This is a genomic window from Parasedimentitalea denitrificans, from assembly GCF_011813015.1.
Taxonomy (GTDB): Bacteria; Pseudomonadota; Alphaproteobacteria; order Rhodobacterales; family Rhodobacteraceae; genus Parasedimentitalea; species Parasedimentitalea denitrificans.
Window position 1 is genome coordinate 109,864 of the sequence record NZ_QHLQ01000007.1, and the last position, 25,822, is coordinate 135,685.

The 25,822-nt window shown below is 57.3% G+C and carries 24 protein-coding genes; 10 read left to right on the forward strand and 14 right to left on the reverse strand.

The window, feature by feature from the left end; translation table 11 throughout:
- The first annotated feature begins 79 nt into the window (after positions 1–79).
- A complete protein-coding gene (locus tag DL239_RS09265) occupies positions 80–907 on the forward strand; it encodes a DMT family transporter (protein ID WP_167683724.1) in 828 nt (275 codons plus the stop codon).
- On the opposite strand, the gene DL239_RS09270 is transcribed toward DL239_RS09265, so the two are convergent.
- Positions 896–1,501, reverse strand: a complete 606-nt coding sequence (locus DL239_RS09270; RefSeq protein WP_167683725.1) for a nicotinate-nucleotide adenylyltransferase — start codon at positions 1,499–1,501, stop codon at positions 896–898. The genes DL239_RS09265 and DL239_RS09270 overlap by 12 nt on opposite strands.
- Before the next feature lie 390 nt (positions 1,502–1,891).
- Between DL239_RS09270 and DL239_RS09275 the strand changes: the two genes are divergently transcribed.
- The 3 genes from DL239_RS09275 to DL239_RS09285 all read left to right on the forward strand — a co-directional run bounded on the left by DL239_RS09275 (position 1,892) and on the right by DL239_RS09285 (position 5,311).
- Positions 1,892–2,173 carry a hypothetical protein gene (locus DL239_RS09275; protein ID WP_167683726.1) on the forward strand — a complete coding sequence of 94 codons (282 nt, stop codon included), beginning with the start codon at positions 1,892–1,894 and terminating at the stop codon, positions 2,171–2,173.
- Between the two features lie 380 nt (positions 2,174–2,553).
- The gene (gene ettA, locus DL239_RS09280) at positions 2,554–4,209 is read left to right on the forward strand and encodes an energy-dependent translational throttle protein EttA (protein ID WP_167683727.1); all 1,656 of its coding nucleotides are present in this window, start codon (positions 2,554–2,556) and stop codon (positions 4,207–4,209) included.
- 73 nt (positions 4,210–4,282) lie between these two features.
- A complete protein-coding gene (locus DL239_RS09285) occupies positions 4,283–5,311 on the forward strand; it encodes an ATP-binding protein (protein WP_167683728.1) in 1,029 nt (342 codons plus the stop codon).
- A gap of 263 nt (positions 5,312–5,574) precedes the next feature.
- Here the strand turns inward: DL239_RS09285 and DL239_RS09290 are convergent, their stop codons facing one another.
- A complete protein-coding gene (locus DL239_RS09290; protein WP_167683729.1) occupies positions 5,575–6,141 on the reverse strand; it encodes a gamma-glutamylcyclotransferase family protein in 567 nt (188 codons plus the stop codon).
- 107 nt (positions 6,142–6,248) lie between these two features.
- On the opposite strand from DL239_RS09290, the gene DL239_RS09295 reads away from it, so the two are divergent.
- Positions 6,249–6,698, forward strand: coding sequence for an RrF2 family transcriptional regulator (locus DL239_RS09295; protein ID WP_167683730.1), 450 nt, complete (start codon positions 6,249–6,251; stop codon positions 6,696–6,698).
- A 52-nt stretch (positions 6,699–6,750) separates the two neighbouring features.
- On the opposite strand, the gene DL239_RS09300 is transcribed toward DL239_RS09295, so the two are convergent.
- Together DL239_RS09300 and DL239_RS09305 are read right to left on the reverse strand one after the other, a co-directional pair.
- A complete protein-coding gene (locus DL239_RS09300) occupies positions 6,751–9,270 on the reverse strand; it encodes an ABC transporter permease (RefSeq protein ID WP_167683731.1) in 2,520 nt (839 codons plus the stop codon).
- Entirely contained in the window at positions 9,267–9,974 is a 708-nt protein-coding gene (locus tag DL239_RS09305; protein ID WP_167683732.1) for an ABC transporter ATP-binding protein, read from the reverse strand. Before DL239_RS09305 ends, DL239_RS09300 begins: the two co-directional genes overlap by 4 nt.
- 49 nt (positions 9,975–10,023) lie before the next feature.
- Here DL239_RS09305 and DL239_RS09310 point away from each other — a divergent pair, with 49 nt between their 5' ends.
- On the forward strand, positions 10,024–10,668 hold the full coding sequence (locus DL239_RS09310) for an arylesterase (protein WP_167683733.1): 645 nt from the start codon (positions 10,024–10,026) through the stop codon (positions 10,666–10,668).
- Here the strand turns inward: DL239_RS09310 and DL239_RS09315 are convergent.
- Positions 10,665–12,065 (reverse strand): aminotransferase-like domain-containing protein, encoded by a 1,401-nt coding sequence (locus tag DL239_RS09315; protein WP_167683734.1) that lies wholly within the window; start codon positions 12,063–12,065, stop codon positions 10,665–10,667. The genes DL239_RS09310 and DL239_RS09315 overlap by 4 nt on opposite strands.
- Positions 12,066–12,183: 118 nt before the next feature.
- Here DL239_RS09315 and DL239_RS09320 point away from each other — a divergent pair, with 118 nt between their 5' ends.
- Positions 12,184–13,059 carry a DMT family transporter gene (locus DL239_RS09320; RefSeq protein ID WP_369410556.1) on the forward strand — a complete coding sequence of 292 codons (876 nt, stop codon included), beginning with the start codon at positions 12,184–12,186 and terminating at the stop codon, positions 13,057–13,059.
- A gap of 44 nt (positions 13,060–13,103) precedes the next feature.
- Here the strand turns inward: DL239_RS09320 and DL239_RS09325 are convergent, their stop codons facing one another.
- The gene (locus tag DL239_RS09325) at positions 13,104–13,310 is read right to left on the reverse strand and encodes a cold-shock protein (RefSeq protein ID WP_167683735.1); all 207 of its coding nucleotides are present in this window, start codon (positions 13,308–13,310) and stop codon (positions 13,104–13,106) included.
- A 413-nt stretch (positions 13,311–13,723) separates the two neighbouring features.
- Between DL239_RS09325 and trxC the strand changes: the two genes are divergently transcribed.
- The gene (gene trxC, locus DL239_RS09330) at positions 13,724–14,149 is read left to right on the forward strand and encodes a thioredoxin TrxC (protein ID WP_167683799.1); all 426 of its coding nucleotides are present in this window, start codon (positions 13,724–13,726) and stop codon (positions 14,147–14,149) included.
- A gap of 15 nt (positions 14,150–14,164) precedes the next feature.
- Here trxC and DL239_RS09335 read toward each other — a convergent pair whose 3' ends face one another.
- The 5 genes from DL239_RS09335 to DL239_RS09360 all read right to left on the reverse strand — a co-directional run bounded on the left by DL239_RS09335 (position 14,165) and on the right by DL239_RS09360 (position 20,766).
- Positions 14,165–14,536 carry an eCIS core domain-containing protein gene (locus tag DL239_RS09335; RefSeq protein ID WP_167683736.1) on the reverse strand — a complete coding sequence of 124 codons (372 nt, stop codon included), beginning with the start codon at positions 14,534–14,536 and terminating at the stop codon, positions 14,165–14,167.
- 637 nt (positions 14,537–15,173) lie between these two features.
- Positions 15,174–16,499: a glutamate--tRNA ligase gene (gltX, locus tag DL239_RS09345; RefSeq protein WP_167683738.1), complete on the reverse strand. Its 1,326-nt coding sequence runs from the start codon at positions 16,497–16,499 to the stop codon at positions 15,174–15,176.
- 133 nt (positions 16,500–16,632) lie between these two features.
- On the reverse strand, positions 16,633–17,964 hold the full coding sequence (locus DL239_RS09350) for an NAD(P)/FAD-dependent oxidoreductase (RefSeq protein WP_167683739.1): 1,332 nt from the start codon (positions 17,962–17,964) through the stop codon (positions 16,633–16,635).
- A 118-nt stretch (positions 17,965–18,082) separates the two neighbouring features.
- Positions 18,083–18,724: a hypothetical protein gene (locus DL239_RS09355; protein ID WP_167683740.1), complete on the reverse strand. Its 642-nt coding sequence runs from the start codon at positions 18,722–18,724 to the stop codon at positions 18,083–18,085.
- Positions 18,725–19,107: 383 nt separating this feature from the next.
- The gene (locus DL239_RS09360) at positions 19,108–20,766 is read right to left on the reverse strand and encodes an NAD+ synthase (protein ID WP_167683741.1); all 1,659 of its coding nucleotides are present in this window, start codon (positions 20,764–20,766) and stop codon (positions 19,108–19,110) included.
- A 165-nt stretch (positions 20,767–20,931) separates the two neighbouring features.
- Here DL239_RS09360 and DL239_RS09365 point away from each other — a divergent pair, with 165 nt between their 5' ends.
- Complete coding sequence (locus DL239_RS09365) at positions 20,932–22,401, forward strand: MORN repeat-containing protein (protein WP_167683742.1); 1,470 nt, start codon at positions 20,932–20,934, stop codon at positions 22,399–22,401.
- A 33-nt stretch (positions 22,402–22,434) separates the two neighbouring features.
- Here DL239_RS09365 and DL239_RS09370 read toward each other — a convergent pair whose 3' ends face one another.
- Positions 22,435–23,118 carry a pyridoxamine 5'-phosphate oxidase family protein gene (locus DL239_RS09370; protein WP_240931821.1) on the reverse strand — a complete coding sequence of 228 codons (684 nt, stop codon included), beginning with the start codon at positions 23,116–23,118 and terminating at the stop codon, positions 22,435–22,437.
- Positions 23,119–23,196: 78 nt separating this feature from the next.
- Here DL239_RS09370 and pdxR point away from each other — a divergent pair, with 78 nt between their 5' ends.
- On the forward strand, positions 23,197–24,582 hold the full coding sequence (gene pdxR / locus DL239_RS09375) for a MocR-like pyridoxine biosynthesis transcription factor PdxR (RefSeq protein ID WP_167683800.1): 1,386 nt from the start codon (positions 23,197–23,199) through the stop codon (positions 24,580–24,582).
- Here the strand turns inward: pdxR and DL239_RS09380 are convergent.
- Positions 24,544–25,173 carry a TetR/AcrR family transcriptional regulator gene (locus DL239_RS09380; RefSeq protein ID WP_167683744.1) on the reverse strand — a complete coding sequence of 210 codons (630 nt, stop codon included), beginning with the start codon at positions 25,171–25,173 and terminating at the stop codon, positions 24,544–24,546. The genes pdxR and DL239_RS09380 overlap by 39 nt on opposite strands.
- 8 nt (positions 25,174–25,181) lie before the next feature.
- Positions 25,182–25,667, reverse strand: coding sequence for a hypothetical protein (locus DL239_RS09385; RefSeq protein WP_167683745.1), 486 nt, complete (start codon positions 25,665–25,667; stop codon positions 25,182–25,184).
- Positions 25,668–25,822: the final 155 nt, after the last annotated feature.

The following is a 25,822-nucleotide window of genomic DNA, read 5'->3' on the forward strand; positions in this document are numbered from 1 at the left end:
AAATCATTTCTAAACGGCAAACAGTCAGACTGTCGATTTGGGCTTTTTAGTAAGCACACTGCCTGTTAAAGGTGCGCCCATGTTGCAGGCAGTCATTCTCATGTTCGTCGCTATGTCAATGATCCCTGCCGGTGATCTGTGTGGCAAGTTGCTGACCGGCAGCGGCATTGCAACACCCGGCTTTATCGCATCGTCACGTTTTGTCGTTGGCAGCGCATTGTTAATCCCTTTTGTCCCGCCCCGCGCCTATTCCCTGCTAAAGGACAAGCGCATGTGGTTGCGGGCATTGCTATTGGTCGGCGGCATTTTCTCGGTCCAAACCGCACTCAGGACCGAACCGATGGCAGATGTCTTTGCGGCCTTCTTTGTTGGCCCTATTGTCAGCTATGTTCTATCGGCTGTGTTCCTGCGCGAACCCACCACATGGCTGCGGTCCCTGCTTATGGCCATCGGCTTTGCCGGCGTTATCTTAGTTGTCCGCCCCGGTTTCGGAGGCTCGATCAACCTGTTGTGGGCGGTGCTTGCTGGTGGGTTCTACGGAGCCTTCCTGACCACCGGCCGATGGCTCGCCCATCTTGGGACGCCGCTAGAACTCAGCCTGATTCAACTGCTCATTGCGGCCCTGTTCATGTTACCCTTGGGCCTGACAAACCTGCCAGAATTCACCCTAAGCACCTCGGCCCTGACCGTGGGCAGTGCAGCGTTTTCGATGCTGGGCAACCTGATTTTGCTGTTTGCCTATAACAAAGTCGCGGCCACCAAACTGGCGCCAATGGTCTACTTCCAACTGATCGCCGCTGTCACCTTGGGCTGGGCCGCTTTTGGACAATTGCCAGACATGCTGACGTGGTTAGGTCTGGCCGTCGTCATCAGCGCCGGCCTTGGCTCGGCGATGCTACGTCGCTGACCACTCGCCCCGTGCCCGGATCGCGGATGAGCTGGCGTCGACCATCGGTACATTCACAAAACACCAGGCCGGGCATGTCGCGTGGGCCAGCAAACGGCTCTGTGATCCTTTCAACCGATAGGGCGCATAGATCCGCGCCGCTGGCGACAATCGAGCCGAGATCCGATCACCCGGCCGCGCCAACACCCCAACCGGCACCGTATCCATGATCTGTCGCCAGTCTTTCCAGCGGTGAAACTGCGCCAGATTATCCGCGCCCATCAACCAGACAAAGCGCACACCCGGATACATCCGCCGCAAGTGCCGCAGGGTCTGCGCAGTATAGCGCGTGCCCAGTTGTGCCTCGGCATCACTGATATGCACATGCGGATGCTGCATGATCCGCCGCGCCGCATCCATGCGTTTGTCCAGCGGAGCGGGCTGATGCCGTTTCAGCGGATTGCCGGGACTGACCAGCCACCACAGCCGATCCAGCCCAAACCGCTGCAACGCCGCCCGGCTGATCTGCACATGCCCCATATGGGCCGGATCAAACGACCCCCCCAACAGACCAACAGTCATGCCCGCACGCAGATATGGAAAACCATGTCTCATCCGGGGCTTGATGCACGGAAATAGGGGGGAAGCCAAGTGCAACCGAGGGTCGCGCCCGACCCTGGGTGGGTGCGAAAGCGCCCTCCCGGGGGGAGGGTCGGGCGCGGCCCGTGCTTCGCACGCGCCAAAGTCCAAACGAACAGAAACGCAATACAAAGATTCGTTCGATTTGCTTTGTTTACTGCATCCTATGCCGCATTCTCCTCAATCTTCATTCTGAAGCAGTTCGGCCTCCCGCAGCATGACTTGGGAGAACATTGCCAAAAGGGCTTTTCTATTTGCGCTGCATGCCTTCTTTGACAGAGTAGCTTAGACGGATAAAAGGCAGATGGGCAGTAGGGAAACTGTCTATTTTCTCGGTGTACCAGGCCTCAAACAGGATTGCATTTAATGACCAATGAAATCGGAACAAGCGTCTACTCAAGGGCGAAAATTTTGAAATATTTGAAGCAAAAGATGAACCAAAAGGGTGGCATTCGAAAAACAATTATATTTTCGACACTCTTCGTTTTCGGCATCGCAGCCATAATTTTTGCAACCGAAGATACCATGCGTGACACCTATGGACTTTCTTTGGTTCAAGTTAAGAGCATGATCTTTCTTTGCCTCACAGCTCTCGTTGCATACGGGGTTCGGGATTACTTGCATTTTCAAAAGACAAACGACAAGTAACAACCGCGAAACATGATAAATGTCGAATATTTTGACGTTTCCTAGTTCCAAACTGAGCAATGGTATTGAGAAGAGTATGATACGCTTCAGCTCCCAAGGCCCGCACCTGACCTTGGGTAGGTGCAAAGCGCCTTCCGGGGGGAGTTGAGATCGTCTTGGAAATGATCCGGGGGATCATTTCAGATCGAAACGGGCGGAGCCCAGGGCGCGGGCCGTGCGGCTTTGCCTTACGGCCCAAGTGGGTACTGACGCCACCCACGACCCAAACAAAACTGGAGGCTCGGAATAAACCACCGCAATGCCAACACAACATTGCCCCCACCGGCGCCATCCGCTATCACTCCTTCCAAATTACATTCCCCCCATCACGGAGCTGTCTCATGGCCGCCTATCAATACGTCTACCACATGCAGGGTGTCTCCAAGACCTACCCCGGTGGCAAGAAGTGCTTTGAAAACATCCACCTGTCCTTCCTCCCCGGCGTAAAAATCGGTGTTGTCGGGGTTAACGGCTCGGGTAAATCGACCCTGATGAAGATCATGGCCGGTCTCGACAAGGACTTCACAGGTGAGGCCTGGGCGGCTGAAGGCGCCAAAGTTGGCTATCTGCCGCAGGAGCCAAAGCTGGATGAGAGCCTGACCGTGCGTGAAAACGTCATGCTGGGTGTAGCGTCGAAAAAGGCGATCCTCGACCGCTATAACGAATTGGCGATGAACTACTCGGACGAAACCGCAGACGAGATGGCCGAGCTGCAGGACAAGATCGACGCCGAGAACCTGTGGGATCTGGACAGCCAGATTGACGTCTCGATGGAGGCCCTGCGCTGCCCGCCAGATGACGCCGAGATTGCCAACCTGTCCGGTGGTGAACTGCGCCGTGTGGCCCTGTGCAAACTGCTGCTCGAAGCGCCCGACATGCTGCTGCTCGATGAACCGACCAACCACCTGGACGCCGAAACCATCGCATGGTTGCAGCAGCACCTGATGGACTACAAAGGCACCATCCTGATCGTTACCCACGACCGTTATTTCCTGGATGACATCACCAGCTGGATTCTGGAACTGGACCGCGGCAAGGGTATCCCGAACGAGGGCAACTATTCCGATTGGCTAGAGCAAAAAGCCAAGCGTCTGGCGCAGGAAGCCCGCGAGGACAAATCCAAGCAGAAAACGCTGGAGCGCGAGCTGGACTGGATGCGTCAGGGTGCCAAGGCCCGTCAGGCCAAATCCAAGGCCCGGATCAACGCCTATAACGATCTGGCTGAACAGTCCGAGCGCGAGAAACTGACCCGCGCCCAGATCGTTATCCCTAACGGCCCGCGTCTGGGCAACAAGGTGATCGAGGTCGAAAATCTGGCCAAGCACTATGGCGACAAACAGCTGGTCGAGGGCCTGTCGTTTGATCTGCCCCCCGGTGGCATCGTCGGCGTGATCGGCCCCAACGGCGCCGGTAAATCCACCCTGTTCCGCATGCTGACTGGTCAGGAAACCCCGGACGAGGGTTCGGTGACATACGGCGACACGGTGAAGCTGTCCTATGTGGATCAGTCGCGCGATGACCTGAACGACAAAGAAACCGTGTGGGAAGCCATTTCTGGCGGTGCCGAGATCATCGAACTGGGCGACGCGCAGGTCAACTCGCGCGCCTATTGCTCGTCGTTCAACTTCAAAGGCGGCGACCAGCAGAAACCGCTGAACCTGCTATCGGGTGGTGAGCGTAACCGTGTCCACATGGCGCGTTTGTTGAAAGAAGGCGGCAACGTGCTGCTGCTCGATGAACCGACCAACGATCTGGACGTGGAAACCCTGCGTGCGCTCGAAGACGCGCTGGTCGATTTCGCCGGCTGCGCCGTGGTGATCTCGCACGATCGTTTCTTCCTTGACCGGATCTGTACCCACATGCTGGCGTTTGAGGGCGACGCCCATGTCGAGTGGTTCGAGGGTAACTTCGAGGACTATGAGGAAGACAAGAAACGCCGTCTGGGAGCGGATGCGCTAGAGCCCAAGCGGTTGAAGCATAAGAAGTTTGTGCGGTAAGGTTTTAGACCAAGGGGTGGAGAATTTCTCTGCCCCTTTCTGTTTTCGCATCTCAAATTTTAAAGAGGCCCCATTGAAACTTAAAAATGTTAGAATTCCGAATCAAATCAAAAGCTTAAAAATGATTGACGAAGTGTTGAAGTCAATAAACCTGGGTTTTAACAGGGTCGAACTTGATTTTCGTTGGTGTTCCTTCGCTGAACCTTTTCCATTGCTATATTTAGCTTCTCGTATCCGCCAATTTAGGCTGGACAACCCAGACGTCGAACTGGGGATCATTCTCCCTAAAAATACCGAAAAGCCTTTTCTAGGGTACGCTCGCCATATAGGTTTCTTTGACTTCATCGGAATCGAAGAGGGTCGAAAGGTTGGTGAAGTCACTGGCTCCTCGAATTTTTTCCCTATTACCGTTTGGGACATTAACAAAGTACGTGAGGAAGCAGGTGATCGCCCTGTCGCAGAAAAAGTCGACGAATTTGCTGCCGAGATGGCAAAAGTCCTTATGCAAACGGACAAAGGCGACATTTTTGATCTAGTTCAGTTTTCCATCCGTGAGATCGTAAGAAATTCAATGGAACACAGCCAGGGAACGGAATGCGTTTTTCTTGGACAGTACTGGCCTCAAAGTGGCGAAGCAGAAATCGTTGCTATGGACAACGGTGTTGGCATTTCAGAAACGCTTTGGGACAATGAGTACGTCGACTTTGAAAACAATTTAGCCGGCCTTAAGATAGCTATTTTTCCCGGAATAAGTGGTGTTTCTCGCGACGAGAGATTCAGTCAAGACGACTACTGGGGAAACTCCGGTTTTGGGTTGTACATATTGAGTGAAATATTTGGGAAGTTTGGAGAATTTCACATCCTCTCAAATGGAGATCACCTCAAGCTTTCGAACCGCAAACAGTTCCACCACGCTTTTGAACTTCGAGGCACCGCCGTTTCAGTCCGCTTCCCCACAAACTCCTTAAAAGCAGCGAAAAGTGAATTCAGCAACATTATCGAGCGTGGAGAAAAACTAAGATCTGTTTTACTTCAAGATTTTCCCGTTCAAGCTTCAACTGCCTCCAAGATGCTTCGCTCACAGTTCCGTAAGCCGGAGTAATCTTGGTTTACAACATCAGGCCCGTGCCTGACCTTGGGGAGGTGCGAATGCGCCTTCCCGGGGGGAAGGTCAGGCGCGGTCCGGGCCACTGCGTGGCACGTCCCAAGGGGAGTTCCTGCTAGCGCAGTTCTTTGATTTGCACTGTCAGGTGCGTAGGGCTCCGCCCGTCCACACTTCAAACAATCCCCCGGACTGTTTGTCCCTTCGGGAACCAGTGTGAACTCCACGGAGGGAAGGTCAGGCGCGGGCCTTAGGGCCCTGCTCTACCCTGCCACTACCTTGGCCCCAACAGCCGCCAGATGATGATCCACCAGCTCTGTCTGTGCGGCCTCTAGCAATTGATGGCGCGGGTAGATCGGGGTGGCGCGGTCATTCAGGATGGGGGCGTCCCAGCCGTCGGTGCTGGAAAAGAACTCCGCCACACCATCGGTGCCAAACACTTGGCTATAGCCCTGCACCACAACGTCCAGATAGCTAAGCAAGATCGGGTGGCGCGCGGATCCCGGATTATGCGCCGAGCGTGGCACCGCATAGACCGAGATCGCAGGGGTGGGTTGCACCGCGTGGGTCACAGAACCATCGGCAGGCAGTCGATCATAGGCGTGCTCGCGCTCGTCCAGCGCGTCCCAGTCAGCACCCGGTACTGCTGCGATCAGCCCGTCAATCTCGCTGGCCTCGCAGGGGACTGCTGTCAGAAACGCCGCTTCGCTTAGATCCGTATGCACCCAGGCCCGACGCCAGCCAGCCAGCCGCGCGGGCTGTGGGTTGTGATAGTCGTGGGTCGCCACATTCACCAGGCTGCCATAGCCAAAGAAGTAGGGATTGGTCATCGGGATCTGGCCTTACGTTTCGTCATTTTGCCGTATTGATGCATGTCAAACCGCTTTTTCGGTTAATGTGCAATACTGATTTATCAAATCCATTTGGAGCATATCAAATGCGTATTACAAAACGAACAAATATTGCCGTTCGCCTATTGATGTACTGTGCCGCCAACCCCAGCCGTCTGGTTACTAAATCAGAGATCGCCAAGTGCTGCAATGTGTCCGAAAATCACCTGGCTCAGGTAATTAACCAATTGGGGCAATTGGGTTTTCTAAATACGCAGCGTGGCCGAAACGGTGGCATGAGTCTGGCCTTGCCGACGTCCTCTATCCGCATCGGAGAGGTGTTCCGCAAAGTCGAAGGTGAGCTGCCCATCGCCGAGTGTTTTGCTGATTCGGATAACACCTGCCCGCTGACCGATGCCTGCCGCCTGAAAGTGGCGCTGACAGATGCCGCGCAGGCGTTTTATGCCTCGCTGGATGACATCACGCTTGAGGCGCTGGTCTGTGATAACCTGGACCTGATGAAGATCCTGCAACCGATCACTTGTGGTCGCGCCTAACCTGCCGCCCTGTGCCCTGCCAATGCATCAGGAAGGGCGGCAGATGGGTAGGTTATTCACGAGAGCGAAGCTGCCCCGCCGGACGGGCCGCTAACGGCTGCCAGGCGAACGCCAGGCCCGCCAGCAAGGTCGCCAGTACACCGCCGGCAATAATGGCCAGCGCGTTGGGCCAGATCACTTGATAGCTGATCTCGAACACATAGGTGTTCACCGCCCAGGCCCCGGCGGTCCCGGCGCCCAGCGCCACCAACCCTGCCCCTGCCCCCAGAATGACCGACCGAAGGGCAAAGCTGCCAAGGATACGACCACGTGACGCGCCAAGGGTTTTTAGCAGTGCCGCCTCATACCGCCGTGCAGGTTCGCCAGCCGCAGCCGTACCCAGCAGCACCAGAAACCCGGTCAGCAAGGTCGCCGCTGCGCCATAGGCCGTAGCCGAAGCGATCTGTCGTAGAACCTCGGATACCCGCTCAATCGCGTCGCGGACCCGGATGGCGGTGACGTTTGGCATCTCGCGCCCCAAATCCCGCAAGATCTGCGCCTCGGCCTGCTCGTCCGAATACACAGTCGCGATAAAACTGTGTGGCGCTGCCGCCAGTGCTGCCTCGTTGAACACCAGCACAAAGCCCATACCCGCACTGGAAAAATCCACCGCACGGAAGCTGGTGATGGTGGCTGTCATTTCGCGGCCCAAAATGTTCAGGGTCATGGTGTCGCCCAGTTCAATCCCTAGCTCCTCGGCCTCTTCTTCGGCAAAGCTGATCTGCGGGTCGCCCGTGTAATCGTCGGCCCACCATTCGCCCGCAACAACCTCGGTGCCGTCTGGAAGTTCGCCAGCATAAGAGATCCCCCGGTCACCACGCACCACCCAGTGATCGCCAGCCACCTCTTTGGCAGGTTGGCCGTTGATCTTGGTGACGACGCCGCGCAGCATCGGCGCGCTTTCCATTTTGGACACGGCCGGGTCGTTGGTGACGCGATCCGTGAAATCAGGCATCTGATCGCGCTGGATATCAACAAAGAAATAGGATGGCGCGCGGTCAGGGAGGTTATCGCCAATGGCGCGGCGCATGTTGCCGTCGATCTGGCCTATTGCCGCCAATACCGTCAGTCCCAGCCCCAGCGACAGAACAACCGGAGTGGCCCCATCGCGGGCGGTGCCAATTGCGGACAACGCCCAGCGTAGCGCCGGACGCCCTCGAACTAGACGCGTTGAGCGGCGGGCAACAAAGCCCAAAGCCAGCGCGGCAATCAGTAGAACCGCCAGCGAGCCAGCCAGTCCAGCCGCGCTCCACAGCGTGAGTTCAGGCGAACCGCTGAATAGCGCCGCAGACCCGACCAAAAGCACCAGCGCCACAGCAGTGGCCAGCAGATAGCGCGGTGCAGGCAGGTGGCTGCGCCCGGCAAAGGCATCGCGGAACAGGGCTGCCGCGCGAATACGTTCAGCGCGGGCCAGCGGCCAGAGGGTAAAGATGAATGCGGTCAGTGCGCCGTAGATAGCTGCCTCGACCAGGGCTGATGGGTACAGCGAGAAATCTGCCGGAAATGGCAATTGTGCGGCGATCAGCGGGCCCAGCAGGACCGGCCCTAAACCACCGATCACAAGTCCTATGGCGATCCCCAATAGGGCCAGTGCACCGATTTGCAGGAAGTAGGTCAGGAAGATGGTCGAGCGATCCGCGCCAAGGGTGCGCAGGGTGGCAATCGTAGAGGTCTTGGTTGCCAAATAGGCGCGTACTGCAGCCGAGACCCCGACCCCGCCAACCGCCAAACCGGACAGGCCAACAAGGATCAGAAACGAGCCCAGCCGTTCCACAAACCGAGAGATGCCGGGAGCGCCGTTACGGGCGTCGCTCCACCGCATTCCACCTTCGGCGAACTGGTCCAATGCCGCCTGTTTGGTGGCATCCAGGTCTGCATCAACTGGCAGCAACATTCGGTATTTGGTGTCGAACAGAGTACCGGGGGCCAATAGCCCCGAAGATTGCAAAGCCTCGGTCGCGACCAGTGTACGTGGGCCGATAGAAAACCCAGAGGCTGCGGCATCGGGTTCTGTCACCAGATCAGCCATCAGGCGAAACTGTTGTGTGCCCAACTGAAATGTATCGCCAACCTGCAATCCCAAACGCGCCGACAAGGCCAATTGCATGACCGCACCCGGCACACTGTCGGCGCCCGCCAAGGCCTGCGCTAGTGGCATCGGGGGCGACAGCTCTACCGTGCCAGTCAGAGGATAGGCATCATCAACCGATTTAACCTGCGTCAGGACACGATCTTCACCGACCACGGCCATCGACCGGAACTCTGCGATCTCGGACACTGCAGTCGCGCGATCTGCAATCCAGGCACGGGTCTCGTTATCGGCAAAGCGATAGGTAAACTCCATTTCCGCTTCGCCGCCCAGCAGCACAGCGCCCTGGCTGGACAGGCCATATTCGATCGACGAACGCACGGTGCCAATGGCAGCGATGACCGCAACACCGAGTGCCAGACAGGCCAGAAAGATGCGGAACCCACGAAGGCCACCACGCAGCTCGCGCCGAGCAAAGCGCCAGGCCAGCGATAGCGAGCTCATTCTGCGGCCTTTTGATTGGCGGCAGTGTCGATATGGCCATCTCGCAGATGCACCACACGATCACAACGTGCGGCCAGTTCGGGCGCGTGGGTCACCATGATCAGTGTCGCGCCATGTCGGTCGCGCAGGTCAAACAGCAGATCCATGATCGCCCGGCCGTTGGCCTCGTCCAGATTGCCGGTGGGTTCATCTGCCAGCAGAATGTCAGGCCGCGGAGCCACCGCACGGGCCAGCGCCACGCGCTGTTGCTCACCCCCGGATAGTTGCGCCGGGAAATGCCCAGAACGAGCACCTAGCCCCACCGCCTCAAGCTCGGCCTGAGCACGGTCAAAGGCATCGGCATGTCCGGCCAATTCCAGTGGCGTGGCAACATTTTCAAGCGCCGTCATGGTGGGGATCAGGTGAAAGCTTTGGAACACCACACCCATGTGGTCACGGCGGAACAGGGCCAGTTCATCCTCGTTCATTGCGGTCAGGTCCTGACCCAGAGCAGTAATCTGGCCACCGCTGGCTTGTTCCAAACCACCCATCAACATCAGCAGCGATGACTTACCCGACCCCGAAGGCCCAATCAGCCCCAGTGTTTCGCCCGCAGAGACAACCAAATTGATCTGATGCAGGATATCCACCACTCCGGTATTGCCATTCAGCGACAAAGACGCATCTTGGAGGCGAAGAATTGGGGCGGTGGTTTGTAATGTCATAATGCCGAGCCTAATTGGTTTATCGTTGCCATATGGAGGTTCTACAGAAATGCACAAGGTGCTGACCACTTTGGTCTTTGTTTTTATTTCTGCAATGGCGATGGCTGAACCGCTGCGGATCACCGCGTTTGGCGACAGTTTGGTGCACGGGTATGGGTTGGACAGCGATCAGGGATTGGTGCCTCAGCTAGAACGCTGGCTGAATGATAACGGTGCAGATGTCGTGCTGACCAATGCCGGCGTGTCAGGTGACACCACCGCTGGTGGCGCGGCGCGGATAGACTGGACGTTGGGCGACAAGCCACAGGGGTTGATCGTGCTACTGGGCGGCAACGACCTGCTGCGCGGGATGCGACCTGACGAGGCCAAGGCCAATCTGTCGACCATCCTAAGCGCAGCCAGCGCGCAGGGGGTCGAGGTGCTGTTGATCGGAATGCTGGCCCCGGGCAATTTTGGTCCGGACTATAAGGCTGAGTTTGATGCGATCTATGGCGAGCTGGCGACAGAGTTTGGTAGCCTGCTATTTGACGATGCATTCGCCGGGATATCCGCACAGGTGTCAGGTGACCCCATCGCCGCACAGCGGTACTTGCAGGACGACGGTATTCACCCCAATGCCGAAGGTGTTGCACTCAATGTCGCGGCTCTGGGACCTGTCGCGCTAGAGTTGGTTGAGCGAGTTTCCAATCCCTAACCTATGCCAGACCGCACCGTGCGCAGCACCCGTTCCAAGGTTTCACACACCTGTGGGTCCTGCATCTGACTGACGTTGAACCGCATAAAGCCGCCCATTGACTGCGGTACGCTGAACACATTGCCGGGAGCCAGCACCATACTCCCGGCCAGTGCAGCCTTGGCCAGATCAGCCGAATCCACCCCACCCGGCAAGCTACACCACAGATAAAACCCACCACGGGGCATCAGCCATGGCTCTATTCCCAATGCCGCCAGCTTTGCGGCGACCTCGCTTCGGCAGGTATCCAGACGCGACCGCAAAGCCTCCATATGTTTGCGATAGCTGCCACTGCTGAGCACTGAATAAATCAACTCGGCAGCCAGCGGACTGGGGCCACCAAAGTTGGTCGCCACTTGCAAATCCACCAAGGCCTCAATCCAATCCGGACGCGCCACGATGTATCCGCAACGTACTGACGCCGACAGGGTTTTAGAAAAGCTGCCGACCCGGATCACCCGGTCCAGCCCATCCATTGCCACCAGACGCGGCGACGGTGCGGGCTCAAACGCGGCAAAGATGTCGTCCTCGATGATGACCATGTCGTGGGTCGTAGCAAGGTTCAGGATCTTATGCGCCACCTGCGGTGACAGGGTGGCCCCGGTGGGATTATGAAGCGCCGAGTTGGTGATATACAGGCTGGGTTTATGCTGGATCAGAGCCTGTTCAAATTGATCAACATCCGGGCCGTTTTTCCCATAGGGTACAGTGACGAAATTCACCTGATGTGCCCGTAATAGAGCCTGAAAATTGAAATAGCAGGGATCATCCACCAGCACCGTATCACCGGGGCGCAGCAAGAAGCGACAGATCAGGTCAATCGCTTGGGTGCCTGACGGCGTTAGCAGGATCTGGTCCGGCCCGGTATTTAGCCCTTCGTCGATGAACTGTCGCGCCAGCAAGCGGCGCAGGTTATCGGCCCCTTTGGTGCTACCGTAATCCGCCAGCAAGGCATCCTCGGCTCGACCCACGCTGCGCAGCGCCTGCCGCATCTGGTTGTGGGGCATCCAGTCGGCGGGCAGCCATCCACAACCGGGTTTCAGCGCATCCGTGGCAGCATCCAGTGACTGTCGCGACACCCAGAAAGGATCCACCGCGCGATCCAGCTCTGGTCCGACCTTGGCCACAGCAAATGGCTGGATAAGCGGCGCCACATAAAACCCAGCCCCGCGCCGTGCATAGATGGTGCCATCAGCGGCCAGTCTGTCGTAGGCCTCGACCACCGTAGACGGAGAAACCTGCATAGTCGCGGCAAACCCACGGATCGAGGGCAGCTTTTCACCCGGCTTTAGCGCGCGACTGTTGATCTTGCGCTGGATGGCATCAATGACCGTGTTTGTGCGCGTGCCCTGCTTCACCCTGCCTCATCCGTATTGCTTATTGCACCAGTACAGTTTGGCGGGATTGTACCGACCTGTCGCTACCTTGGCCAGCCCCACTGGCCTAGGGTCAGGCAAGTTAAAGAGGACAGGTTACGTGCACACACTCACAAACAGCGAGCCGATGCGAGGCTGGGGCAACGGATTGATCGGCGTGTTGATATTCAGCGGGTCACTGCCCGCAACACGAATTGCCGTGGGCGGATTTGATCCGATATTCCTGACTTCAGCACGGGCGGTGATTGCGGCCCTGCTAGGGCTTGTCTTGCTTGTGGCCCTGAAACAATCGCGGCCAGAACGCAGGGACTTGTCCTCGCTGCTGATCGTCGCGCTGGGGGTAGTCGTTGGCTTTCCACTGCTGACCGCCCTTGCGCTGCAACACATCACGGCCGGGCACTCGGTTGTGTTTATCGGGCTACTCCCCCTGTCGACAGCCATTTTCGGAGTGCTGCGCGGGGGCGAGAGGCCGAGGCCCATGTTCTGGGTGTTTTCCTGCCTCGGCGGATTGGCGGTTGCGCTGTACGCCCTTTCACTAGACGCCGAGATGTCGGTGCAAGGGGATCTGATGATGGTCGCGGCCATTATCGCCTGCGGCTTGGGCTATGCCGAAGGTGCCACCCTATCGCGTCGGTTGGGCGGTTGGCAGGTGATTTCATGGGCGCTAGTTCTGTCCCTGCCAGTGATGGCTCTGGTGGCGCTGGCAGTCTGGCCCGATAGTTGGACCGGCATCAGCACCGCGGCTTGGATCAGCCTTGGCTATGTCTCGGTGTTTTCGATGCTGGTAGGGTTTGTGTTCTGGTATCGTGGGCTGGCCATGGGCGGTATCGCCGGGGTTGGTCAGCTACAGCTGCTGCAACCGTTTTTCGGGCTCACTCTGGCGGCTGTTTTGCTGGGCGAAACCATCGCGCCAGTCATGATTGCAGTGACTTTGTTTGTTGTCACCTGCGTCATCGGGGCCAAGCGATTTGCCTAGCTCCCAATGGAAACGGCCCCGCGCGGGGCCGTGCTTACACCGGGTTAAACCAGTGCGATGTTCACCGCAGACTCTCGGCCATCACGGCCGGGCTGCATCTCATATGAGACCTTCTGATTGTCAGCCAGACCGGTCAGGCCTGCCTGCTCAACAGCAGAAATGTGAACAAATACGTCGCGGCCGCCATCATCAGGAGCGATGAATCCGAAGCCTTTTGTTGTGTTAAACCATTTGACGGTGCCAGTTGCCATCGTCATTTCTCCCAATCGTTAAATCTGCCCACACCATGCGGCAGGTCGGCAAGGTCAGTGCATAATCGAAGCCTGAGCCGTTAGTGGGCAGTCAATGGTCGATAGCGTAACATCGCGGCTACAGTGTTGTATGCAATGGGGATTCGGAGCAAGGAAAATTGACGGGGACGCCAAAAACGGAGGATTTTGACCTTTTACAACGTGCTGACCCCATCTTCCTGACGCATCTTAGGTCCGAGATTGCGGTCAATTACCGACCTTTCAGAGCAGGACCCGCTGCTTCTACTTTGTCATTGGAAAGACATGACCCTATGCTGTCCGCTTAAGTAGAGCCCCGATGCCAATGAATTGAACTTGAGCCCCGCACAGCAATGCCTATATGGGATTTCGAAACCAATTTCGGAGGATGCACCATGGGGGCGAAAACCCTGACCTGCCTGTCTTGTGCCCAGTTGAACCGGGTGCCCGAGGATAAACTGCGGGCAGCGCCAAAGTGTGGCACCTGCGGTGACCTATTGATGCCGACTAAGCCAATGGACGTGGATCCCGCCGTTTTGCAAAAGGCATCACAGAACGATGACCTGCCGTTGATCGTTGATTTCTGGGCCCCTTGGTGTGGCCCCTGCAAGGCAATGGGCCCCGAGTTTGCCAAAGCCGCGAAAAAGCTGAACGGCAAGGCACGGCTGGTCAAGCTGAACACCCAAGCCCACCAATCCACTGGAGCCCGCTATCGCATAAAAGGCATCCCCACGATGGTCGCGTTTGAGCGTGGCAAGGAAAAGAAGCGCCAGTCTGGCGCGATGCGTGAAGGTCAGATCGTTGGCTGGGTCAAAGCCTAACATTCAGCGTCTGATCTACTTGGCGATCAGGGCCTCTCCTTCCTTGACCTTTTTAACCTTGCCCCGTGTTTGTTGCAGCACGTGGGCAAGTTCATGCACCAACATCTCTGGCTTTTTGGCGTCTCCAGGTCGCATGAAATAGACGTTAGGCCCCATAGTGAAAGCCTTGGCCTTTAGCTCTTTGCACAGCTCTTTGGCGTTGCCGCCGGTATGAACCCGCACTTTGGCCAGCTTGGCCCCAAAGTGCTTTTCCAAACCATCGCGAACATCCTTGGGCAGCTTCTTTTCCTTGGTGCCTTCGGGCGCTTTCTTTAGCGCTTTGCGTTTGGCTTTCTTGCCTCCTGTGGCCTCGACCATGGCGGCGATTTCTTCTGGGGATTTGGCCATTGGGGACTCCACTTTCTGTAGAAACACGCATTGGACTTGTGACCAGAATAGATTGCCTGAGAGCTCTGTCAAATGTCATCCACACAACAACAAGCGAGCGATTGGTCATTGCACGCCAATTGGCCGGTCGGCCTGTAGCTTCCGGTTATTCAGCTTGTCTGCGGTTTAATCCTGCTTACTCAGGTATAAGAATGGCGACGTCGCCAAAGCGGATGCGGACGGGGATCAAACCCCGCGTGCTAAACGTTGTCTCTGCGCGCCCCTATCGTATCGGGACCCTGTTCCATGTGCCGGGGGTGATAGGCCCAGCAGTAATCGCGATTGGCCGAATACTGCGACATACGGCAGAATTTACCGTAAACAGACCGTACGGTGCCCGCGCAACGCCCTTCCCAAAAGCGGCATTTCGCGGCCAGCGGGAGCAATGAGTATTTTTGGCAAAAAGAAGTCTGCGATCGGGACAACACCACTGTTTCTTTTTGCTTCTAAATACTCAAATTCCGAAGGTGCTTCTGGACCAGACCTTCAAATCTCTGAGCGTACCGCTCCCCCTTTCGGGCATGAAGGCCTCTGCATCACAAAAAACCGCGCCCACCAAGAAGGTGCGCGCGGTTCAAAATCATATAGATAAGGCAAATCAGCCGCGAGCGCGGACAACCTGCATCAGCGACAACAGCGCGCTCATGTCTGGGCCGCGTTCCATGCCGGTCACCGCGTGACGCAGTGGCATGAACAGCTTTTTGCCCTTGCGGCCGGTGGCTTCCTTCACCGCTGTGGTCCAGGTTTTCCAAGTGTCCGCATCATAGGGACCTTCGGGCAGCAGGGCCATTGCCTCGGCGATGAACTCTTTGTCCTCATCCGCGATCAGCGGCTCGGCGCCGTCATGGCACAGGGTCCACCAAGTTTCCAGATCACCCAGAGTAGTGATGTTTTCCTTAGCGACATCCCAGAACGTTGCCTGCTTGTCAGCAGGAACACCCAGTGCATCGAGGTCGGACTTTACGTTTTCCAGAGGCAGCGACTGCAAGTAGCGGCCAGTCAGTGGGAACAGGTCCTGCACGTCGAACTTGGTCGGCGCTGATCCAAAGCGGTTGATGTCAAAACCTTCGATCAGCTCGGCCATTTCATTGCGCAGCTCGATCGGGTCGGATGAGCCAAGACGTGCCATCTGTGACAGTAGCGCCATCGGCTGCACACCCTGTTCACGCAGGTCGCGCAGCGCCAAGGTGCCCAAGCGTTTCGACAAGGCTTCGCCCTGAGGGCCAGTTAGCAGCGAGTGGTGGGCGAATTCAGGTGGGGTGCCACCCAGCGCCTTGATGATCTGGATCTGAGTTGCAGTGTTGGTCACATGGTCTGAGCCACGTACAACATTGGTCACACCCATTTCGGTGTCATCGACGACAGAGGCGATGGTATACAGAACCTGACCATCACCACGGATCAACACTGGGTCAGAGACTGAGGCCGCATCGATGGAGATGTCACCTAGTACGCCGTCGGTCCACTCGATCCGCTCGTGGTCCAGCTTGAAACGCCAGACGCCGTCGCCACGCTCGGCGCGCAGGGCGTCTTTTTCAGCGTCTGACAGGTCCAGCGCAGCGCGATCATAGACCGGTGGCTTGCCCATGTTCAGTTGTTTCTTGCGCTTCAGGTCCAGCTCGGTTGGGGTTTCAAACGCCTCGTAGAACCGGCCAATGTCGCGCAGTTTGTCGGCAGCGTCGGCGTACTGATCCAAGCGATCAGACTGGCGCTCGATGCGGTCCCAGGTCAGGCCAAGCCATTCCATATCCTGCTTGATGGCATCGACATATTTCTCTTCCGACCGGTTTGGGTCGGTGTCGTCGATACGCAGAATGAATGTACCGCCAGCCTTGCGGGCGATCAGATAGTTCATCAGCGCGGTGCGCAGGTTGCCTACGTGGATGTAACCAGTGGGCGATGGGGCAAAACGGGTGGTGGTCATCACATGTCTCCTGTTGTCTTGCCCATCTCACATAGGCAGGGTTTTGTCCAGTTGATGAGAAGTATCCGCGCCAAGGGCGCGGGCCTGCGGCGCGAGTATTTTTTGCAAAAAGAAGCTGACGGGGGGGGGTGGCCTAGACGCCGTTGTCCATCCGCACCCGGCTACCGTCGGTGTAGCGCGACAGACGGAAGGCATGGGGGTCCACAATTGGTGTCGCACCGGTTACCATATCTGCCATCAGACGCCCTGCCCCGGGCCCAAGGCCAAAGCCGTGGCCAGAGTATCCTGTAGAGATGAACAGGCCCTGCAGGTCATCCACAGCGGAGATCACCGGAATGGCATCGGGCATCACATCGATCATGCCGGCCCAGCTTTGTACCACGTCGGCCTTTTGCAAAAATGGAAAGGCTTGCTGCGCCGCAGCCCAGCCGGATTTCAGTGCTGATTGCGAGGGCTCTGGGTCGAGGATACGGCATTGTTCGAACGCGGTTTCCTGATCGGGTGTCCAGCGGCGCGCCTGGGCAGCCTCTTCTTGCCAACGGCCCGATAGGCGAAAGCGCAGCGACCGCCATTCGCTTAGGAAAGCAGGCAAGTATTTCAGGCCCAGGCGAAAACTGTCGGGCACGATATCAACCGTGCTCTCGCCGCTGTTAGCGACGGTATAACCGCCATCAGCGCGCTTGGTGAGACCGTAGCCGTCACCCCAAAGTGCGACGTCCGGCCCGCCGGTCACAGCAGAGCAGCGCAGCACCGAGTTCAGGACTTTGAGCTGTGGCAGGGATATCCCGGCATTGCCAAGGAACAGTCGCGACCAGGCCCCACCTGCGACAACCACCGAGCTACAGGCCACCCGGCCGCGTTCGGTGATTACCCCGGTGATCTGACCTGCCTGAGTATCCACAGAGCGTACAGCGCAATTGGAGAGGACTGCGGCGCCTGCATCACGGGCGCCCATGGCAATGGCATGGGTTGCCAGCTGTGGCTCGGCACGGCCATCCATGGGGGTCGATAGGGCGGATTGGATCTGGCCCTCATGCCCCGGCAACATCATTTGCAGGGTATCGCCGCTGACCATTTCGCTGGCTGCGTCAAAGTCTTGTAGGTTCTGTGCCCAACGCTGCAGATGATCGTGGCGTTTGTCGGTGTTGGCTACAAACAGGCTGCCGCATCGATGATAGCCGGTCTGGTATCCTGTGCGTTCCTCTAGCCCCTGCCAGATTGACATGGATTCGATCATCAGCGGGATTTCACGTGGGTCGCGCTGCGACAGGCGCACCCAGCCCCAATTGCGTGAGCTTTGCTCGCCGCCAATGCGGCCCTTTTCACAGAGCAGAACGGACTGACCGCGCGACGCCAGCTCCAGAGCGGTTGAGGCCCCTACGATACCGCCGCCGATGACAACGGTATCAACTGATTTGGGGAGACGTTTGTCCTCGGGGAAGGACGGTAACTCGGGACCAGGCAAAAAACGACTCCGACAAATGCAAATTCAAAGACCTGCACTATGCAAAGACCTGATGGCCGCGCAATGGGAAATCATCCGTTATGACGCAAGGCGTTAAACGTAATGCGCCAGATGTTGTTTACTGGTCACCCTGACGCCGAGCCAGAAGCCGGTCAAAGGGTTCGACCAGGTCCAAATCGGACTCTGAGTTACCTGAGAAGCTGGGGACATAGAGCCCTTGATTTAGCCGCGCGGGCAGTCGATTGCACAGAGCTTGCATCCGGTCGCTGACCCGATTGGCACTGTCCAGCACGTTGTCCGCCTGTGTGGGCAGAACCCGGTGGTAGAGGCCAAAACAGGCACGACCGACGCGCCCCATCCGATCTGCGCCGACAATCCAGAACAGTAGAACAAACGCAGCAATCGACAGTGCGACAACAGCAATAACACCGGCCGGGCTGTAAAGGACTGCGGCAAGAGACAGGATCATCAGGTTGTGGCTCCAGCGGGGTTGGTAACCTGTGAACCTGCTGGCAAAGGCTTTTACTGGAGACGGTGTTTGTAGTTCAGTCACCACAGCTGGCTCTGAGACCTGTTCTTGTGGCTGCTCCTGTACTGCGACCTGCTCCGGTACCGATGCCTGTTGCTTGAAAATTTCAGGGTGTTCGACGCTGTCGGAAACCATCACTTTGCGGACCTCGGCCATTATTTCGGCATCGCTGAGCTCAATGCTTTGACCTTTGATCATCTTGTCAAAATCCGGCTGATAACTCTGTCCCATGCGGCACCTCTGGCAAATCAAAATCTTGGCGTGCACATCCACGACAGACGTCTTGCGGAGTGCTGGCGCAATATAGCCCATCCCGCCGCATGTGTGTTCGTTTTGCCTAAAATTAGACGAAAATGCCGGATGACGGGCGGAAATGCGGCAACAATACAGCCTGCCCGCGGCACTGTCCGCAAACAGGCGACAATTAACCAGAATCACTTGAGCCGTATACGCATGAGCAACGGCAGCGAGGCGCGTTTCGGCGGGTCGCAACAGTTGTTTTGTTCAAATGTCTTAGATTGTGGATTGGGGGGGCTGCCCCCTCTGGAAAGCCAGAAGTTGGCTTTCCATTCACCCCCGAGGTATTTTCAACAAGAAGAAAGGGGGGGCTATTTCTAGCTTGGGTCGCGCCAGCGGTTAACGATGGGGTAGCGGCGGTCGAGCCAGAAGGCGCGTGGAGTCAAGCGGGCGCCGGGGGCGGATTGATAGCGTTTGTATTCGCTGATGTAGATCAGGTGTTCGACCCGTTTGGCGACATCACGGTCGAACCCGGCAGCGATGCAGTCAGCGATGGAGCCTTCTTGGTCCACCAGAATATCCAGCATGGCGTCCAGCTCGGGGTAGTCCGGCAGGCTGTCGCTGTCTTTCTGATCTTCGCGCAGTTCAGCCGTGGGCGGCTTGTCGATGACATTGGGGCGGATCACTTCGCCATCTGGGCCTTTCATCCAGGGGCGGTGGTTGGCGTTGCGCCAGCGGCAGGTTTCAAAGACGCGTGTTTTGTACATGTCCTTGATCGGGTTATAGCCGCCGTTCATGTCGCCATAGATGGTGGCATAACCCACTGCGACCTCGGATTTATTGCCGGTGGTCAGCAGCATTTCGCCAAACTTGTTAGACATCGCCATCAGCAGTAGTCCGCGCAGGCGGGACTGGATGTTTTCTTCGGTGACGTCTGCATCACGTCCGGCAAACAGGGGTGCCAGTGTGTTGGTGATCGCGGCACGGCCTTCGGAGATCGGCACGTAGTCGTAGTGCACGCCCAGCGCCTTGGCCACGGCCTCGGCATCGTCGAGCGATTCCTGACCAGTGTATTCGGATGGAAGCATCACACAGCGCACGTTTTCGGCGCCGATGGCATCAACCGCGATGGCAGCTACGATGGCTGAGTCGACCCCGCCGGAGAGGCCCAGCAACACCTTGGAGAAACCGGATTTGCGCAGGTAGTCACGCAGGCTCTCTACCATGACGCGGTAGTCCTGCTCCCACTCGTCCGGCAGATGCGCCTTGTCGCCTTCGATAGCGCGCCAGCCATCAGCGGTGCGTTCAAGATCGAGGTGGGTCACGGCCTCATCAAAAGCGAGCATTTGCAGGGCAAGCGCCCCGTTTGGGTTCAGCACAAAGGAGCTACCGTCAAAGACCTGATCATCCTGACCGCCCACCATGTTGAGGTAGATGACGGGCAGACCAGTCTCAACCGCGCGGGCCACCATGTGATTGAACCGGACTTCCATCTTGTTGCGGTAATAGGGCGAGCCATTGGGGATCAGCAGGAACTCAGCGCCGGTTTCTTCGAGTGTTTCGGCAACGTCCTCGTGCCAGCCATCCTCGCAGATTGGGCTTCCGATGCGGATGTCATCCACCGCATAGGGACCACCCAGTGGCCCTGCCTCGAAAATGCGGACCTCGTCAAAGACGGTTTCATTGGGCAGGTGATGTTTCAACACCCGGCTGGCGATCTTGCCACCCTTGAGGATCAGGTAAGCGTTGTAGAGCTTGCCACCTTCGACCCAAGGCGAACCGATGGCCAGCGCAGGTCCGTCGGCCATTGCGACCGCGAGTTTTTCTACCTCGGCAATGGCGGCCTGATGAAACGCGGGCTTCATCACCAGATCTTGGGTGTTGTAGCCGGTTATGAACATTTCCGGCAGTGCCACCAGATTTGCACCTGCGTCACGCCCTTGTTTCCAGGCGTTCAGTGCCTGTATTGCATTGCCTGACAGGTCGCCCACAACGGGGTTCAGCTGGGCCAAGGTTACGCGGAAGCGATCAGTCATCCTGCTCTAGTCCTTTAACAATCCACTGCAGCCATTTAACAGATCTTGCATCAAGGGAAAGAGAGCAGACGCAAAAGACATTGCGACAATTAGCAGGCTGCCCTAGTTTTAAGTCAAGCCGTGATACGCTGCGGCAATATTTTTCATACGCAGGCAGAGGTTTCGATGATCCGATTTGGCAACGTACTGGCATTTTCCCTGACCCTGATGGTGGGCTCGGCAGCACTAGCACAGGACAGCCCGGTGATTTCGACCCAAGACGAAATCGGCGGCGTTTATGAGGGCACGTTTCGCGGTGGGCTTCAGCATGGTACCGGAACCTATCGGTTACCCAACGGATATGAATACTCGGGCGATTGGGTAGACGGCGAAATCGTTGGTCAAGGCGTTGCGCGTTTCCCGAATGGATCTGTATATGAAGGGGCCTTTGCCAAGGGTAAACCTGAGGGAAAGGGCAAAATCACCTTTTCCGACGGGGGCACCTTTGAAGGCGACTGGGTAGATGGCGTCATCAACGGTCAGGGCGTCGCGATCTACGCCAATGGTGTGCGCTATGAGGGCGGGTTTGTTGATGCACAGCACACCGGTCATGGTGTCATGCAGAACCCCGGCGGCTATGAATATAATGGCGCCTGGGTGAACGGTAAGAAAGAAGGCAAGGCGAAGATCGTCTATCCCAATGGTGCGGTCTATGAAGGCGATGTGGTAGCAGGAAAACTGCATGGTCAAGGCAAGCTGGTCTTGCCTGATGGGTTGATCTACGAGGGCAGCTGGGCCGACGATCAGATGCACGGCGATGGCATTCTGACGCAGCCAAATGGCGACATCTATGAGGGCCCTCTGGATGCTGGGCGGCGGCATGGACAAGGCAAACTGACCTATGCCAATGGCGATACATACACTGGCAACTTCACTGCAGATTTGCGCGATGGTCAGGGCACGTTCAAGGGGACGGACGGATATATCTACACCGGGGCCTGGCAGGGCGGACAGATCGAGGGCCAGGGCCATGTGACCTATCCTGATGGGTCGATCTATGAGGGCCAGTTCCGCACCGACCTGCCCGATGGTCAGGGCAAAATCACCTATCGGGATGGGTCGACCTACGAGGGCAACTGGACCGCCGGTGTTATCGAGGGTGAAGGCACCGCCACCTACCCGAACGGTGTAGTCTATACTGGGACCTTCAAGAATGCGAGCAACCACGGTCAGGGGATCATGACCTATACGGACGGCTATCGCTATGACGGCGGCTGGCAAAACAGCCTGCGCCATGGGGCGGCCAAGGTCATCTATGCGGATGGCTCAATTTATACCGGCGCCTTTTTCGAAGGCCAACGCCACGGGACTGGCAAAATCGAGATGCAAGACGGCTTTGTTTACGAGGGCGACTGGCAGCAGGGCAAGATCAGCGGTCAGGGTGTTGCCACCTATGCCAACGGCGACGTTTACGAAGGCAATTTTCTGAACAGCAAACGCCAAGGGGCTGGCACCATGCGCTATGCCAGCGGCCAAGAGACCAGCGGCAGTTGGGACAATGGGGCGTTGAATGGTGCAGCGGAGGCTGCCACTGCGCCCGAAGATATAACAGATGCTACGACTGCAGACCCAGCAGCAAGCGACGCTGGCAACTAAGCCAGCGTCGGACGGCACCGCGCTCTTTTATAATCAACCGATCCGAATACGGCTGAGGTGATCAGGCATCACCAGTCCCTGCTGGTTCGCCGGGTCTGGTTCAGGCGCATGCAGCTGCAATGACATGGGCACCACCCCGGCCCAGATGGGCAGTTCATAATCTTCGTCATCATCCACCGGTGGGCCGCTTCGTATTTTGGCCGCGCCCTCGGTTATTGGCATGCGCAAAACGGATGTCGCCTTGACCTCTTGAGACGTCATCGGGCGCAGGTCTTCCCAGCGGCCGGGGAACACCTGATCGACCATGGTTTTCAGGTGCTTTTCCTTGGCCGCTGTATCCGTCACCTTTTCCGGACGACCAAAGATCATCGCGGAACGGTGGTTGACCGAGTGGTGGAAAGCCGAGCGCGCCAGCACATAGCCGTCTAACATGGTTACGGTCACACAGACATCTGCACCGACCATGGCCCGCAAGGCGCGGCTGGCTGACGACCCATGCCAATAAACATGGTTGCCTTCGCGCCATTGCAAGGTTGGCAGCACCGATGGCTTGCCGCCAATCTGATAGCCAATATGGCACATCGGCATGGCATCAAGCACCGCATTCAGACTGTCACGGTCATATGCCCCCTTCTCATGCGCACGGCGTAGGCGGCTGCGATCGGTCTTAAGCTCGGTATCGGATTGGGGCTGGTCCATCTTGTTTCTCACCTTCATGTCAATTCCGGCTTGACAGGTAGCCTTGGCGCGGAGTGATATTAACTTCCACTTTTGATCAATATGACCAGTCCAATTATGAGCGACTTTGCTTGCCTTCTGTCCCCTGAGGACCCGACCCCACGCTATCAGCAGATCTGTGATGGATTGCGGGCGCAGATCACGCAGGGCCAATTGCAGCCCGGTGTTCGGCTTCCAGCTTCGCGCGCGCTATCTCAGGATCTTGGCGTTGCCCGATCAACGGTTGTCACAGCCTATGAACAGCTGGTCGCTGAGGGTTATCTAGAGAGCCGACCCGGCGCCGGGATTTTTGTTTGCGATATTACACCGATAGCCCCACCAGCTGCCGAGCCAGCGCAGCACATCCCCTCCTCTCCCGCGTTGCCGGGCGTTCTGTCACCCGGGGAACCGGACCCTGATGTCTTTCCGGTCCAACCCTGGGCACGCTGCGTGGCACGGGTGGCGCGTAATACTCCGGTGGCGCTGATCCAACTGGAAGACCCCTTTGGTGATCCGGAATTGCGGCGTGAGATTGCAGCCTATGCCGGGCGTTGGCGCGGGATTACGGCAACGGCAGATCAGGTTATCGTCACAGGTGGCGCAACTGCAGCGCTGGAACTGGCCATGATACTGCTGGTCGAAGATGGCCAGTTGGCGTTGGAAACTCCGGGTTATACCCCCACACATCATTTTGCAGCTGCCCGAGGTTGGGAGGTCGATTGGTTGCCTGTTGGGAAACAGGGCGCAACGCCACCAGCCCGGCCTGCTCAGGTGACTATCCTGACGCCATCGCACCAGTTTCCATTGGGCGGCACCCTGCCCGTTCCAATGCGCCAAGCCTTTCTACAGGCGGCCAAAGACCGCGGCGGCTGGATCATCGAGGATGATTTCGACAGTGAATTCCGCTATGCTGGCCAACCGGTGCCAGCAATGGCTGCCTTGGATCATGGTGGTCGCTGTGTCTATGTCGGCACGTTTTCCAAAACCTTTTCTCATGCGTTACGGCTTGGCTACCTGATCCTACCACAGGGATTGGTTGAGCGGTTTCGCGCCGCACTAAGCCAGTCGTCCGGTGGAGCAGCGGTGACCGCGCAAAGACCATTGGCCGAGTTTCTGGCATCTGGGCAATATGATCGACATATCCGACGCGCCCGGCGACTATATGCGCAACGCTATACGGCGGCGGCCGATGCATTAGAGAAATGGCCCGCCGACATAGGAAGCTTTCACCGTCATGAGGCCGGGATGCAAATTGCGTTTCACTTGTCTAACGACATGCGCGATACGCCAATCGTCACCGCTGCCCGCGCCGCTGGAATTTCCATACGTGGCCTTTCAAGCTGCGACCCGTCAGGCCAAGCGCAGGGCCTGCTGATCGGATTCTGCCAATCCCAGCCTGATGCTATTTCTGGGCAACTCGACTCTCTATTGGGGATTATCAGGCAACACCTGCGCATTACCTGACCTGGGCGAGAAACCTCCCAACAGAACAGAAATCAACCGCCCCCCTTCGGCGGCCAGATCAAAGCCCTGGTTTTCCAGTGACCATCGCATCGCCAGCCCCTGAATAGATGCAAGCAACAGGGCCGCGATATCGGCGGAGGCAACCTCGGCATTTAAATGCCGTTGTTTCTGAGCTTGCTCTAGCAACCGAGCCAAGCCAGCCCGGCGCGCCACCATCACCGTTTCAAAGTGATGGCGCAAAGCATCATTTTCCGCGTGCAGTTCCCGCGAGAACAGGATCGCCGGAATAGCCGGGTTCTGCGCAATCTGGCGCAGGTGCCGCTCCATTAGCCCCTGCAACACCACCAGTGGATCGTCTTGGGGCACATCCTTGTCCAGTTGAACAATTGGGCTGGTGATGCTTTTGCCCACTGCCAGCCAAATGTCGGCCTTGGTTGGAAAGTGACGAAAGATCGCAGCCTGACTAAGCCCAATGGCATCCGCAAGCGCCTGTGTGGTCACCCGGTCAGGCCCCTGTTCGCCGGCAAGGCGGATTGCGGTCTCCACAATCTCTGCCTTCCGCTCTTGGGCACTTTTACGCGACTTGGTCATGACTATCCTTAGTTCTCTCGATCTTCCCCTTCGATACCAAAACGATAGCCGGCATGACAACTGGTACAACGATCCATCAGGCTGCCCAGTTCACCCAACACCACTAGCGGATCATCTGTACTGTCAGCGGTATCGGCCAAAGCATCAAAGGCTTTGTGTGTGCCCATACCCAGTTTCATAAAATCCAGTGGGATCTTGCCAAGCATCGCCGCACTTTCCCCCTCGGCCGCCACCATGCCCACGGCACGAGCTGCAGAACTGACCTCTGCCATGTCACCTTTGGTTGCGGCCTGCACCACCGTCTGCACGGCCTCTAGCAGCCCGCGCATTTCACCCAGCACCATGTTCCGTTCGTCCGCAGACAACAGCACAACCGTCCGCCCATCAGCGTGGGGTTCGACATTTCCCTTTACCACAAAGATGTAGCCGACCCCAACCAGCGTCAATGCTAGAACCAAGCTGATGCCTTTACACACCCAACAACCACGTTTCATTCGCTTTCCTCCAATTTCATAAGTAAGCAAGTAATCACTAACTTCCAGGCAGTCAAACCCCTTCCTCCGAGCTCAATGAAAAAACTTAGTAAGGTGTTAGATCCACGCACCCTGGAATTTGGTTCTTTTGAGGCTTTTCATTTACTATTGGGGAT